At 63.9% G+C, this 13,582-nt stretch carries 16 protein-coding genes; 7 read left to right on the plus strand and 9 right to left on the minus strand.

What is annotated here, in order from left to right; all coding sequences use genetic code 11:
- Positions 1-7: 7 nt before the first annotated feature.
- The 3 genes from IHE39_RS26070 to greA all read right to left on the minus strand — a co-directional run bounded on the left by IHE39_RS26070 (position 8) and on the right by greA (position 2,769).
- Positions 8-907: a glycosyltransferase family 25 protein gene (locus tag IHE39_RS26070; RefSeq protein ID WP_281399410.1), complete on the minus strand. Its 900-nt coding sequence runs from the start codon at positions 905-907 to the stop codon at positions 8-10.
- 259 nt (positions 908-1,166) lie between these two features.
- Complete coding sequence (locus IHE39_RS26075; protein ID WP_434781341.1) at positions 1,167-2,252, minus strand: glycosyltransferase family 4 protein; 1,086 nt, start codon at positions 2,250-2,252, stop codon at positions 1,167-1,169.
- A gap of 43 nt (positions 2,253-2,295) precedes the next feature.
- Positions 2,296-2,769 carry a transcription elongation factor GreA gene (gene greA, locus IHE39_RS26080; protein WP_184766918.1) on the minus strand — a complete coding sequence of 158 codons (474 nt, stop codon included), beginning with the start codon at positions 2,767-2,769 and terminating at the stop codon, positions 2,296-2,298.
- A 282-nt stretch (positions 2,770-3,051) separates the two neighbouring features.
- Between greA and IHE39_RS26085 the strand changes: the two genes are divergently transcribed.
- Positions 3,052-4,185, plus strand: coding sequence for a PQQ-dependent sugar dehydrogenase (locus tag IHE39_RS26085; protein ID WP_192568542.1), 1,134 nt, complete (start codon positions 3,052-3,054; stop codon positions 4,183-4,185).
- A gap of 76 nt (positions 4,186-4,261) precedes the next feature.
- On the opposite strand, the gene msrA is transcribed toward IHE39_RS26085, so the two are convergent.
- Positions 4,262-4,768, minus strand: coding sequence for a peptide-methionine (S)-S-oxide reductase MsrA (msrA, locus tag IHE39_RS26090; protein ID WP_192568543.1), 507 nt, complete (start codon positions 4,766-4,768; stop codon positions 4,262-4,264).
- A 229-nt stretch (positions 4,769-4,997) separates the two neighbouring features.
- Complete coding sequence (locus IHE39_RS26095; protein ID WP_192568544.1) at positions 4,998-5,537, minus strand: tetratricopeptide repeat protein; 540 nt, start codon at positions 5,535-5,537, stop codon at positions 4,998-5,000.
- 125 nt (positions 5,538-5,662) lie between these two features.
- On the opposite strand from IHE39_RS26095, the gene IHE39_RS26100 reads away from it, so the two are divergent.
- A complete protein-coding gene (locus IHE39_RS26100) occupies positions 5,663-6,145 on the plus strand; it encodes a hypothetical protein (RefSeq protein WP_192568545.1) in 483 nt (160 codons plus the stop codon).
- A gap of 44 nt (positions 6,146-6,189) precedes the next feature.
- Here IHE39_RS26100 and IHE39_RS26105 read toward each other — a convergent pair whose 3' ends face one another.
- Together IHE39_RS26105 and IHE39_RS26110 are read right to left on the minus strand one after the other, a co-directional pair.
- Positions 6,190-6,765: a tetratricopeptide repeat protein gene (locus IHE39_RS26105; RefSeq protein WP_192568546.1), complete on the minus strand. Its 576-nt coding sequence runs from the start codon at positions 6,763-6,765 to the stop codon at positions 6,190-6,192.
- Between the two features lie 61 nt (positions 6,766-6,826).
- Positions 6,827-7,177 (minus strand): DMT family protein, encoded by a 351-nt coding sequence (locus tag IHE39_RS26110; protein WP_184766911.1) that lies wholly within the window; start codon positions 7,175-7,177, stop codon positions 6,827-6,829.
- Positions 7,178-7,329: 152 nt separating this feature from the next.
- Between IHE39_RS26110 and IHE39_RS26115 the strand changes: the two genes are divergently transcribed.
- From IHE39_RS26115 to IHE39_RS26135, 5 genes are all read left to right on the plus strand, one after another.
- Entirely contained in the window at positions 7,330-7,755 is a 426-nt protein-coding gene (locus IHE39_RS26115; protein WP_184766910.1) for a DUF3775 domain-containing protein, read from the plus strand.
- Positions 7,756-7,999: 244 nt separating this feature from the next.
- Positions 8,000-8,812, plus strand: a complete 813-nt coding sequence (locus tag IHE39_RS26120; RefSeq protein WP_343070132.1) for an extensin-like domain-containing protein — start codon at positions 8,000-8,002, stop codon at positions 8,810-8,812.
- Between the two features lie 126 nt (positions 8,813-8,938).
- Positions 8,939-9,940 carry an extensin-like domain-containing protein gene (locus IHE39_RS26125; RefSeq protein WP_246485640.1) on the plus strand — a complete coding sequence of 334 codons (1,002 nt, stop codon included), beginning with the start codon at positions 8,939-8,941 and terminating at the stop codon, positions 9,938-9,940.
- 145 nt (positions 9,941-10,085) lie between these two features.
- Positions 10,086-10,793, plus strand: a complete 708-nt coding sequence (locus IHE39_RS26130; protein WP_184766908.1) for an LssY C-terminal domain-containing protein — start codon at positions 10,086-10,088, stop codon at positions 10,791-10,793.
- A gap of 85 nt (positions 10,794-10,878) precedes the next feature.
- The gene (locus tag IHE39_RS26135; RefSeq protein WP_184766907.1) at positions 10,879-12,189 is read left to right on the plus strand and encodes a hemolysin family protein; all 1,311 of its coding nucleotides are present in this window, start codon (positions 10,879-10,881) and stop codon (positions 12,187-12,189) included.
- Between the two features lie 42 nt (positions 12,190-12,231).
- On the opposite strand, the gene IHE39_RS26140 is transcribed toward IHE39_RS26135, so the two are convergent.
- Positions 12,232-12,825: a quinone oxidoreductase family protein gene (locus IHE39_RS26140; protein ID WP_246485641.1), complete on the minus strand. Its 594-nt coding sequence runs from the start codon at positions 12,823-12,825 to the stop codon at positions 12,232-12,234.
- Between the two features lie 132 nt (positions 12,826-12,957).
- Positions 12,958-13,563, minus strand: coding sequence for an NADPH-dependent FMN reductase (locus IHE39_RS26145; RefSeq protein WP_192568548.1), 606 nt, complete (start codon positions 13,561-13,563; stop codon positions 12,958-12,960).
- Positions 13,564-13,582: the final 19 nt, after the last annotated feature.

Raw genomic sequence — 13,582 nt, forward strand, 5'->3', positions numbered from 1 at the left:
CTTACGCTTACCCTGCACGCTGCGTGTCTGATTGCACCGTCAAGTCGATGGACACCTTTCTGAAGACAGACTGCCTGGCAGTCGCCAGCACGGCCATGCGGAAGGGATTCGCCAGCTGCCGCCCGACTCGCCAGAATTCATGCGCGACCTTTGCAATCCCACGCCTCCGTGCAGAACGAGGGTCGCTACGGTGAAACTGGCGTCGGTCCTGGGCAATCTGGCTCGTCAGTGAGCCGCCGACAGTGGCGTTCAGTGCCCACATGTCCTGAATGCAGAATGCCGGCATCAGCTGCAGCACGACGAGCTCTTCAAGGGTGCCACGCTCCGGCGAGTAGAGAATGACGTCGGCCGGTTCGCAGTGGCGCTCGGTGTAGTCAAGCAGACGACGCGCAGCACGCCTCGATACGAAATAGCCTGCCGATCCCAATTGCGCTGATTTCAGCCTGCGCAACTCATGCCCCGCAGGCTCACCCCAGGTCTTGTGAGACAATTCGGCCCGGGCCAGATCCGTTTCGGCTCTGACGATATCCACGCCCGCCGGGATCCAGCGGTCGGATCTCAGAAAGCTCGCCGCATCAGCCGAGAAGTGGATGTCGTCCTCGGCAACGAACGCCCAGTCGTCCTCGCCTTCGGCCACCAATGCCCAGGACTTGCGATGGCTCAGCAGGCAGGCCATTTCGGCCGGCGACATCGAATTGACGCCCGACGACATCAGTCGCAAGCGCTCGAATTCTTCTTCGGGCAGTTGCTTGGCGTCTACGGCCGGCACACGGACCGTCGTGACGTCCATGCCGGCAACCTGCGCCATGAACCAGTCGAGCCGGCCTGGCGACCGGTCGAGGTTGATAAAATAGATATTCAAAGCACGATCTCTACCATAATCGTGCCCCCGGCCCGCGGTTGCCATAAGGCAAGCGAGGGCGCGCAGCAAGCCGGGGGCGCATGACGGCTCAACATAGAGCAACCACGCCTAATGATTCAGCACTATTTCAGGCACCCAAGTGTTTTCCCGCACAAATTACGTTTTGCTGCAGCCCCTGGTGGAAGAACGGAAAGCAAATCGATCTCGATGCGAGAAATACCAAATACTTAAGAGGGTACTTACATTAGGGTTTAGAGAAACCCGGCAAGGTCTTAAGGGCGAGCCGGCGCACAATCCCGCCCCGCTAGCCCTTCGCCCACACCAGCTCATAGACCGCGCGCAGGCCGGCAGCCTCGTTTTCGAGTCGGAATCGCTTCGACACGTCGTCGAGCCCGGCAGCACCATGGGTTTCGGCCAGTTCCGGATCGGCGAGATATGGCCTGATCGCTTCGCGCAGCGCATCGCCATCGCCTGACGCAACGAAGTCGCCGGTCACGCCACGCGTCACGATTTCCGAATAAGAGCCGGCGTCGCTGGCAACGACAGCCGTGCGCGAGGCCATCGCCTCGAGCGGCGTCAGCCCGAAACCTTCGTTGCGCGATGGCGCGACGTAGAGTGTCACCCGGCGATACCACACGGCAACGTCAGGCACCTCGCCGAGCAGCAGGATGCGCTCCGACAGTCCAGCCGCCGCGATCCGCTGCCTGAGCTCGTCGGCGAAGCCCTTGTGCTCCGCGGTGACCCGGCCGGTGATGACGGCCGTCCACTCGGGATATTCGGGCAGCAACGCGATCATCGCGTCGACGAACAGGTCAGTGCCTTTGGAATGACGCACGCGGCCAAAGCAGCCGATGGCGTATTTTCCTGGCAGGCCAGTGGCGGCGAATTCATCTTCTGCGGTGCGCGGCGGATGGAATTTGTCGAGGTCTACCCCGTGCATCACCACCTTGTGCGGCACTTCGAGGAAACGCCCCGATAGCCGGCTGGTCGCGATCACGCCATCCATCTGGCGGAGCAGCCATTTGGTGAACGGCCGGTGGTCGCGCTGCGCGGCGGAGGTGAAAACCAGCCTGATCTGCGCCCAAAAAATGTGGCGCAGCACGAGCCCCGCCACCATTTCGGTGTTGCGCCTGGCATGCCAGATGCGCGGCCGCCCAGAGGCCGGGCGCCTGAGCAGCGATGGCAGCTGCCACCAGCGCATCCTGGGCAGGTGGTCGGGCAGGCCCGGCCCGACCACGGCAATGCCGAGCGCGCGCGCCTGCACCGGCACCAGCTGCACGATGGTGCTGGTGACGCCGGAAAGCCGCTGCTTGAGATTGGGCGCGATCACCTCGGTGCGCGCCATGTCGACCGCGCCGGCATGTTCGGCGCGGTTGTCTGCTTTGTTCATCGTGTCGGATTCGGCATCGCCAAAGCCAATGCCGCCTGTTGCATCAGATGAACTGGACCTGGACGATCTCGTAGCCGCGTGCGCCACCCGGCGCGTTGACCTCGATGGCATCGCCCACTTCCTTGCCGATCAGCGCGCGTGCGATCGGCGAGGAGATCGAGATGCGGCCCGACTTCACGTCGGCTTCCTGGTCGCCGACGATCTGGTAGGTCTTTTCTTCTTCGGTGTCCTCGTCGAGCAGCACCACGGTGGCGCCGAACTTGATCTTGTCGCCATTGAGCTTGCTGACGTCGATCACCTCGGCGCGCGCGACCAGGTCCTCGAGTTCGTTGATACGGCCCTCGTTGAGGCTCTGCGCCTCCTTGGCCGAGTGATACTCGGCGTTTTCCGACAGGTCGCCGTGCGAACGCGCCTCGGCAATGGCCTCGATGATGCGCGGGCGCTCTTCCTGTTGGCGCCAGCGCAGCTCTTCCTTCAGCGCGACGAAACCACCCGCCGTCATCGGAACCTTGTTCATAGTCGACCTCTCCTGGCCTTTGCCGCGCGGCCTTATGCTGCCGCGAGGCACAAAAAAAGAAAACGGTCCGGCAGCCTCGGCTAACGGAACCGTCTCACCTCTATCTCCACCGAATATAGCAATCCTGTCGCAGAATTCACGTCAAAAAATTCGGTTACCACCATCGACGTTGCAGCATCCGGAACCTGACGCTACGCCCACTCACCCGCTTGTGATTGAAGCTGTCGCGCTTTGATGCTCTACCATGGTTGCCACGCCAGCCATTGCACCTATGTCGGATAGATGAGCAACAACACACCTTTATTCGCCTTCATGCTCGTTTTGGCTGCTTCGCCGGCCCTCGCCCAAAGCCAGAGCTTCAACACGGACAATGTGACGCTACGCGCCGACGTCATTGTCCGTGATCTCGACCATCCTTGGGGTCTCGATTTCCTGCCCGGCAACGAAGCGATCGTCACCGAACGCACCGGCCACATTCGCATCCTGTCGCCGGACGGGCTGTCGGAACCGGTTTCGGGTGTGCCCGAAGTCGCGGTTCGCGGCCAGGGCGGCCTCCTCGACATCGCTGTTGCCCGTGATTTCGCCACGTCAGGCACGATCTTCTTCAGCTTCTCCGAGCCCGGCCCTGGCGGCGCGAGCACCGCAGTTGCCCGTGCCCAACTGGTCCGGGACGGTGCAGCGGCGCGGCTCGACGAGGTCAAGGTCATCTTCTCGATGAACCACAAGTCCGGCACCAGTCATCACTTCGGCTCTCGGATCGTCGTCAACGACGACGGCACGCTGTTCGTCACCACCGGCGACCGCGGACAGGGCGATCGCGCCCAAGACATGCAGGATCATGCCGGTGCCGTCATCCGCATCAACGCCGACGGCTCCATCCCCTCAGACAACCCCTCGCCCGACGGCAAGGCCATGGCGCCAGAGATCTGGTCGAAGGGACACCGCAACCTTCAGGGCGCGACCTATGACCCGGTGCTGGGCGGCCTCATCACCGTCGAGCACGGCGCCCAGGGCGGCGACGAGTTGAACCGCCCCGCTGCCGGCAAGAACTACGGCTGGCCCGTGATCACCTATGGGCGCGACTATTCCGGCGAAAAGATCGGCGTCGGCACGTCGGCCAAGGGTTACGAGCAGCCGCTGTATTATTGGGATCCGTCGATCGCCCCTTCCGGCCTCGCCAGCTATCAGGGCGACATGTTCCCGGAATGGAAAGGCGACCTTCTGGTCGGCTCGCTGAAATTCGAGCTTCTCAGCCGCCTCGACCGTGACGCCAAGGGCAACATCCTCGACGAGGAACGCATCCTCGATGGTGCTTTCGGCCGCATCCGCGACGTCAATGTCGCCCCTGATGGTTCGATCTGGCTGCTGACCGACGAAGGCGACGGTGCCATCGTCAGGCTGTCGCGCGGCGACTAGGCAACCAGCAGGCCTCCAACGAAAAAAGGGACCGGGCAGCGCCCGGTCCCCCTCCTTGATCAGTAGCGACAAACTCTCAGGCGGCGCTTCGGCGTGGCAGCTTCCAGCCCGGACGAACGAAGTGGCAGGTATAGCCGTTCGGGAAACGCTCGAGATAGTCCTGATGCTCCGGCTCGGCCTCCCAGAAGTCGCTGGCCGGGGCCAGTTCGGTCACCACCTGGCCCGGCCACAATCCCGAGGCATCGACATCCTTGATCGTCTCTTCGGCGACCTGACGCTGCACTTCCGAAGTGTAGAAGATCGCCGAGCGATAGCTCGCGCCGCGGTCGTTGCCCTGCCGGTCCTTCGTGGTCGGGTCGTGGATCTGGAAGAAGAACTCCAGCATGTTGCGGAAATCCGTCTTCGAGGTGTCGAAGACGATCTCGATCGCCTCGGCATGGCTGCCATGGTTACGATAGGTCGCGTTCGCCACGTCGCCGCCCGAATAGCCCACGCGGGTCGAGACGACGCCGGGAAGGCGCCGGATCAAATCCTGCATTCCCCAGAAACACCCGCCAGCCAGAATTGCCTGTTCGGTCGTCATGCGGCTTCTCCCTTGTTGGTGATGGGCCATAAATAGTGATCAAAGCTGCGATTTTCGAGTTCGCCGATCAAACGATGTCGTGAGCGAAAACGCCGGCGCCACGACGGAGAAGCCGCAGAGCCTCAGCCTTGGCAGAGCGCCGCCATTCTCAGCGCCCGCATGTGACGCCGGTCCGGAAACGACATGGGCCGGGCAACCAGCCCGGCCCATTGCTCGTAATCGTCGGGGCTCAGCCGGCGCGCAGATAGGCGTCGATCTGCTCTTCCAGCATGCCATATTCGCGGCAGCCCTTGCCGCAGCGCTTTTCGATCTCGGACAGCTGCACGCGGGCAGCCGCGACGTCGCCAAGCATCAAATGCGCCTCGCCCATATATTCGCGCACCAGCGTGTAGTCGGGATTGTTGCGCAGCGCTTCCTGGTAATAGCCAAGGCCGACAAGCACGCGGCCAGCCTTGCGGTGGGAATAGCCGAGATAGTTGAGGATGCGCGGGTCGGTCTTGTCGGCGGCCAGCGTCAGGACCTTGATCGCCTCGTCATACTTGCCGTCCATGGCGAGCGCGCGACCGGCCGAATAGAGGCTGTCGTCATTGATCATGCCCGCCTTGGGCGCTTCGCACTTCTTGGTCTCCTTATTGTAGACCATGCCATTGCTGCATTTCACCTCGTCGCCGCTGCTGCTTCCGCCACTGTCGGCCGAAAACACCGGCGCCGCCAGTAACGGCAGCGACACCACAACGCCTGCAAGCACTTTCGCAATTCGGGTCTGCATCGCTACCTCCTGGAGTGCGCCCATCGACAGACTAACGCAGATCGAGGCGGTTTTCATCCCGCACGAAAGTCCGGTATCGATCCATTCATGCCCGGCTGCTCATTTTCCGGCGCGGAGGCTGCGGCATGGACGAAATCGACGGTGACGGGTTGCTGCGCCATGACATACCCGCGCACCCTGCCTTGCGCGCGGGGCTGGTCGCCATCGGCGCCTTCGTCGTCGTCATTGCCACTTGGGAACTTTACCGGGGCGTCTGGCCGCTCAATGCCACGAGCCCGTTCTTCCTGTTCATCATTCTCGGCGCCTGGTCGGTCGGCATGCCGATGATCTGGGGCGGCCTGACCGGGCCGGCAGTCCACTGGACGGTCGGTCCCAGCCGAATCGAGATCGTCCAGAAACGCCCGTTCCAGCGGGACAAGCACCACGTTTTCCAGCCCGGCCAGATCGAGCGTTTCGAAACCCTGGAATGTCCTGCTATGGAAAGCGACAGCACTTGGCGCGTCACCATTGTCGGGCGCGACAGCAGCCGCTTCGACACGCGCCATTTTGGCACCCGCAAGACCGCGGATGCGTTTCGCGGACGCATCGAAAGCCTGTTCAACAGCTGACTGGCCAGGGGCCGCGTCTGCGGCGCCAAGCTGGCAGGCCTCGGTCAGCCCTTCAGGTAGCTGTCGATCTGCTCTCTCAAAAGCCCGTACTCGCGGCAGCCGGTGCCGCAGCGCCTTTCGATCTCCGACAGTTGCAACCGCGCGCCGGCAATGTCGCCGAGCGTCAGATGCGCCTCGCCCATGTATTCGCGCACCGGCATGTAGCCGGGATCGTTGAGGATCGCCTCCTGGTAATAGCCGAGGCCAACAAGGATGCGCCCGGCCTTGCGGTGCGAATAGCCGAGATAGTTGAGAATGCGCGCATCGGTCTTGTCTGCGGCAAGCGCCAGCACCTTGATCGCGTCATCGTGCCTGCCGTCCATAGCCAGTGCCCGGCCAGCCCGATAAAGGCTGCCGTCATCGATCATGCCCGCCTTGGGCGGTTCGCATTTCTTGGTCTTCTTGTTGTAGACGAGGCCCGTGCGGCATTTCACTGGGTCGGCACCGCCGCCGCCACTGCCGCCGCCCATGCCACCGCCACCGCCACCGCCTCCTCCGCCGTCAGCGGACATCACGGGAATGGCAAACAGCGGCAGCGCCACCAGTGCGCTGGCCAGAAGCCTCAGATATCGGATCTGCATGGTAACCTCCACCGATGCGTCCCCCCGTCGAGGCAAACGCACCGGAGCAGGCCTTTCGTCCTTAGCCGCGGAAAATCAGCGCGGCTCCGCCGGCGATCAGGGCGAAGCCCATGGCGTGGTTCCAGGTGATGCCTTCCTTCAGGTAGAACACCGAGAAGATGACGAAGACGCTGAGCGTCACCACCTCCTGGATCGTCTTGAGTTCCGCTGCGGTGTAAAATTCGTGGCCGATGCGATTGGCCGGCACCGCGAGCCAGTATTCGAAAAACGCGATCAGCCAGGAAAAGATCACCGCGGCGTAGAGCGGCGCGGTCTTGAACTTCAGATGCCCGTACCAGGCGAACGTCATGAACACGTTGGACGCGATCAGCATCAGCACGGGAAGAACCTTGGGCGAAAGCAGAAAAGCCATGGGAGATACCGTTTGGAGCGAGGAAGGCCGGGCTATTTCTGCCTCGCGCTGCTCCGTGTCAACCACGACAACCACACCGCGAACATCGAGGCAGTGACGTTGCCGCCAAATGCGCTATCATCAGTCGGGGGGAAGGCAACAGGAGCACGCTCGTGCAGCAGCGGCGCGAAAAAGAGTGGGACCTGACCATTGGCCCGGACACCGTCCGGCTGTTCATCCTCAAGGCCAAGGCGATCAGCGCCGGAGTCAACGAGGATTACGAAGACGGCGCCGAACACGAGGTCGAATATGACGGCGACACCCACGACAACCATCGTCACGACGGGCTCGCCGAGGAAGAGGCTGAAAACCTCACCGAAAAGGAACTGCGCGGGCTGATCGCCGACCTCAATGTCGACCAGGCCGCCGAACTGGTGGCGCTCGCCTGGGTCGGGCGCGGCGACTACGATGCCGCCGAATGGTTGGACGCGGTCGCCGAAGCGCGGCAGCGTGGCAACCGCCGCACCGCCAAGTACCTGCTGGGCATGCCCATGCTGGGCGACTGGCTTGAGGAAGGTCTCGAGGCCCTGGGGGCGTGAGCCTGGCCGCATCCGGCTGATGACAGCGCCGTCACCGAATTTGATCACGTCTCGCGGCCGTCACAAGCAACCCGCAGACCGTCAGCGACGTTCACCGGCGATGCACACATGCAAGTCCCGCCTGCTTTCCCTGATCCTTGTCCTGCCGCTGGCGTCATTCGCAGCAATCCCGCACGGCATTGCCCAATCGAAGCCGTCGCTGCCCGATCGAGCGCCGCTGCCACAGGCGGCCCCGGCGCCGGCCATGCCCGCACCGTCACCCGTCGCGCCGCCGCGATCCGGGCAGGTGTTGATCCCCACGCCCGAGCCGCGCCCTGACCAGCCGCCCAGCCGGGAGATGTTCGGTCCGCCGATCCCGGAAACCACAGCGAAGGCCGCTGCAGTACCAGCCTCCGTCCCGATCCCGCCGTTCCGCCCCGATGGCGCCGAAGCACAACCCGACCGGGAGGTGTTTGGCCCGCCGGCACCGAGGATGCTGGCCGACAAGCGCTCCAACGCTCCGCGTCCGGCAACGATGCCGATCGAGGAGGCCGCGTGTCGGACGCGCCTGAAGGTGCTTGGCGTCGAATTCGAAGAGTTTGCCTCGCAAAGTGACGCGGACGGTTGTGCCTTGCCCTTTCCGCTCAAGCTGAAGCGGCTGTCCCGCTCCATCGACATCGAGCCCGACGCGGTCATCAACTGCGCTGCAGCCGAGGCCTCGGCCCGCTTTGCAACCAGTGTCATCGCGCCGGCGGCAAAGGCCGAATTCGGCGACGAACTGAGTGTCGTCGGACAGGCCTCGGCCTATGTCTGCCGCCCGCGCAACGGCACAAGGAAGCTGTCCGAGCATGCCTTCGGCAATGCCCTCGACATCGCTCGCTTCACGCTCGCCAAGGGAGCAGCCATCGATGTCGAGCCGACTCCGCCGGAGAAGAACGCAAAATTCCTCGGCGTCGTGCGCAAGGCCGCCTGCGGGCCGTTCAAGACCGTGCTCGGCCCCGGCAGCGATGCCGACCATGCCCGGCATCTGCATTTCGACCTCGCGCCACGCAAGAACGGCGGCACCTTCTGCCAGTAGGCCATGGCTGGACCGCAGCGACCATCGTTCGCGCCGCAATTCGGCCCCAGCCGTAAACGGGGCCGCTGATCTTTCCTTTACCCTTGGCGACTAGGCTCATGCCTTCAAGGGGACAGGAGCCTTCGCATGGCCGCAGATTCGCGCGCCACCATTCCGGTCGGATCGCCGCGTGCCTCGCGCCAGCGCGCGCTGCTGCTCGCCACGGCCCTTGTTGCGGCTGGTCTCGGCCTCAGCTCCTGTACATCGGGCGACGTGTTCGCGCTCCAGCCCGCCGTCGATGTCGGCTCGCAGACAGCATCTTTGGGTCCCGTCGCCGCAGCCCCCGTGATGGTCGATCCGCAGTCCGACCCGGCACTGGTCGCCCAGGCCGATCCGGCGATCGAGCCGACGCTCGATGCGCAGGCTGCTCAGTTCGAGGAGATCCAGCCTGACGCGCCGCAGCCGGTCCAGACCGCTTCGCTTGCCCCGGCCCAGGGGCGCGGCATGCAGACGCTTGTCCCGTCCAATCCCTACATGGTCGCCTATCCCAAGCTCGACGATCCCTCAAACATGCCGCAGTCCGCCCCGATGCGGCCCGCCGTCATCCCAGCCGACGAGGTCGATTGCCGCAGCGACCTGAAGAAACTCGACGTCACCTATCGCGACCTGCCGCCGATCCGTGACGGCGCGGCCTGCGGCATCGACTATCCGGTCAAGGTTTCGGCCATCGGTTCGGTGCAGATGAAGCCGGCGGCCACCGTCACCTGCCAGATGGCAGCCAGCTTCGCCGCCTGGACCAAGCGCGACCTGGTGCCTGCGGCGCGCCTGCGCTACTTCTCCGGCGTCAAGACCATCCATCAGGGCTCGAGCTATTCCTGCCGCAAGATCGCCGGCTCGCGCACGCTCTCCGAACACGGCAAGGGCAACGCGCTCGACATCATGCGCATCGAGCTCAACAGCGGCCGCGACATCGACGTCGAAAAGCCCGGTCTGTTCGCCTTCCGCACGCGCGGCTTCCTCAACACCATCCGCGCCGACGGCTGCAGCTATTTCAATACCGTGCTTGGCCCCGGCTACAATTACGACCACCGCAACCATTTCCACTTCGACATCAAGCAACGCCGCAACGGTTATCGCGCCTGCCGCTAGCCTTTTTCTCCGGCGGCCCGGCCATGCTCCCGGCCAAATGCACGATGCGCTTTGCCAAAGTTGCTGCTAATATTTATCTTGCTAATGCAACCCATGGTTTTAATTCGCGCCGCAAATCTGTGCGCCCCACCGGCAGCGGGGTACGATGTTACGGGGAAAACTGCAGCGACAGGCAGCCCTGTGGTTCGCCGCTTTATGCGCGGGCTACCTCATGCTCGCCTACTTCGCCGCCCCCGAATTCTGGTCGTTCCGTTTCCTGCACGGCGACCTCAAGCCTGAAGCCCTGCTGACCACCACCGAGCAAGGCATCCCCGGCGACCCCATCAACATCGGCCTTGTCGGCACCGAGCAGGACGTCGTGGCAGCCTTCACTGCCGCCGGCTGGGACCCCGCCGATCAGCTGTCGGTGAAGTCAGCGGTTGAAATCGGTGAAAGCGTGCTGCTTGACCGCCCTTATGTCGACGCGCCCGTGAGCACGCTGCTGTTCAATGGCCGCAGCCAGAATCTCGCTTTCGAAAAGCCGGTCGGCAACAGCCCCGATACCCGCCACCACGTCCGCCTTTGGCTGACATTCACGCCGGGCCCTGATGGCCGTCCGACCTGGTACGGTGCCGCGAGCTTCGATCGCGGCGTAGGCATAAGTCACGACACCGGCGCGATCACCCACCATATCGGACCCGACATCGATGCCGAACGCAATGCGCTGATCGGCGATCTGACCGCTGCCGGACATATCGAGTCGGTCAAGACGATCCCAGGCATCGGCCTGACCAAGACCGGCCGCAATGGCGAGGGCGATCCCTACTTCACCGACGGCAAGGTGCTGATGGCGGTACTTGTGCCGGCCAAATAGCGACATCATCGCCCTGTCGCAGCGGAAGAGTATTTTTCGAGCCGTCTTTCCGAAGGGGCTTAAGCAATGCTATGCAGCGACAATCATGTTATACGCTGAAATCGGTATCGTGGTCGTCCTCATCTGTGTGAACGGCCTTCTGGCAATGTCCGAACTTGCCATCGTTTCTTCCCGTCCTGCCCGCCTGAAGGCGATGATCGACCGCAACGTCAAGGGTGCCGGCCGCGCGCTTGAGCTCGGCGCCAACCCGGGCAAGTTCCTGTCGTCCGTGCAGATCGGCATCACCCTTGTCGGCGTGCTGTCAGGCGCGTTCTCAGGCGCCACGCTCGGCCAGCGGCTGAGCATCGTCCTTGCGAACTCTGGCGCGAGCGCCGGCGTCGCCGACGCGCTCGGCGTCGGTATCGTCGTGGCGGTCATTACCTATGGCTCGCTGATCATCGGCGAGCTGGTGCCCAAGCAGATAGCCCTGCGCGACCCCGAAGGCGTCGCCTCGCGCGTAGCACCCGCCATGGCGCTGCTCGCCAAGATCGCGCTGCCGCTGGTCTGGCTGCTCGACATTTCTGGCCGTTCCGTCCTGTGGCTGCTCGGCCAACGCGGCGAGAGCGAGGAAAAGGTCACCGACGAAGAGATCAAGATGCTTGTCGCCGAAGCCGAGCATCACGGCACCATCGAATCCGACGAGCGCCGCATGATTGCCGGCGTCATGCGTCTGGGCGATCGCGCCGTGCGCGCCGTCATGACCCCGCGCACCGAGGTCGACTGGATCAACCTGCAGGCCGAGGAAACGGCCACCCGCAAGCTGCTGATGGAAACCCAGCACTCGCGCCTGCCCGCCGGCGAAGGATCGGTCGACGCCATGGTCGGCGTCATCCAGACCCGCGAATTGCTCGCCTCGCTGCTTGCCGGCCGCGCTTTCGACCCGCGCAAGCATGTCCGCACCGCCCCGATCGTCCACGATCAGGCCGATGCGCTCGACGTGCTCACCACGCTCAAGCAGTCCGACGTGCCGATGGCGCTGGTCCACGACGAATACGGCCATTTCGAAGGCGTCGTTTCGCCCGCCGACATTCTCGAAGCCATCACCGGCGTGTTCCGCTCCGACCTCGACGAGGACGACGTTGACAATGCCGTCCAGCGCGAGGACGGCACATGGCTGCTCGCCGGCTACATGCAGGCCGACGAGATGGGCGATCTGCTCGGCATCGACCTGCCCGAAAATCGCGACTACGAAACCGTCGCCGGTTACGTGCTGTCGCACATGCACCACCTGCCGGCGACTGGCGAATGCGTCGACGCGCAGGGCTGGCGCTTCGAAGTCGTCGACCTCGACGGCCGCCGTATCGACAAGGTGCTGGCGTCACGCCTGCCCGGCACCCACCGCGAACCGGCGCGGTAGGAGCAACGCCAGACTCGGTGGTTGGCGGCAATCGCCGCCAACCTATGGCACCAGCAAGACTTTTCCCGACGAGCGCCGTTCCTCGATCGCTCGGTGCGCCTCACTTGCGCGATCGAGCGGGTAGCTCTCGCCCAGCATAACCTTGAGCTCACCTGTCGTAGCCATACGAAAGAGTTCGCCGAGATCACTGTGGACCCGCTTCGGCGAAAGCAGCGGCAGCAGCGCGAACCCCTTGAGCGACTGGTTGGCCGCAAGCATCGCCTCCAGCTGCGCAGCATCGAGCGCAAACCTGCCCATCGCGCCAAACAGCAGTTCGCCGCCTGGCGCCAGGGCATCGAGTGCTGCCGCCGTCATCGCGCCACCGACCATGTCGTAGACGATATCGACGCCCGCAGCGCCACTGGCCTTCCTTGCGCGCGCCGGCCAATCCGGCCTGCTGTAGTCGATGCCAGCATCCGCGCCCGGCGATGAGGTGAAGTCGAGCTTGACTGGGGTGCCGGCGGCGGCAATCACCTGCCTGGCACCGGCACGTTTGGCCAGGTGGATCAACAGCGTGCCAACGCCGCCGGAAGCAGAAGTGACGAGGATCGACTTACCCTGTGGCGGACTTTGCCGAAGCAGATGCGCTCCCGCCAAGGCCCTGCACCATCAGCGCCGTCGCGTGGCCGAAAGCCAGATCGTCGGGCAACGGCACAACAAGATGCCAGGCAGCATGAAAAAGGGCGGCTCGTGGCCGCCCTGATGATCCCTTGGGAGGAAAGTCGCTGCTCAGGCAGCCTTGGCTTCTTCGTTCAGCACGTCAGCCTCGCGCGCGATCTTCAGCGCCTTGGCCCACCAGGTGATCTCCTCGATCAGCCCGTTTGCCGACTGGTTCAGGTGGTCGAAGTCGGAGAGCTTCTTTTCGCCCTGGCGCACGGCCAGGAAATCGGCCCACACGATGTGCACGGCAGCCTTGGTCGGCGCCATCTGCAGTTCCACCGCGTGCATGCGCAGCTGCTCGACGGCACGTGCGCCACCGACACCGCCATAACCGACGAAGCCGGCCGGCTTCTTGTTCCATTCCTTGGCGGCGTAATCGAGCGCGTTCTTCAGCACGGCGGTCGGGCCATGGTTGTATTCGGCGGCGGTGAAGATGTAGCCGTCGAACTCGGCGACCTTCTTCTGCCAGCGTTGGGCGACCTCGTTCTGCGACGGCACCCAGGCGGACGAGGCGACTTCGTCGAAGAACGGCAACGGGAAATCTCTCAGGTCGACGATTTCGACCTCGATATCGCCGTGGGATTTTGCGATCTTGGCGATCCATTCCACGGGCGTGTCGGCGAAGCGCGCGGCGCGTGTCGAGCCAACGACGAGGGCGATCTTGGGTTTGGACATGGCAGCAACCTTTCGGGCG

This window comes from Aminobacter carboxidus, assembly GCF_014863355.1.
GTDB classification, from domain to species: Bacteria; Pseudomonadota; Alphaproteobacteria; order Rhizobiales; family Rhizobiaceae; genus Aminobacter; species Aminobacter carboxidus.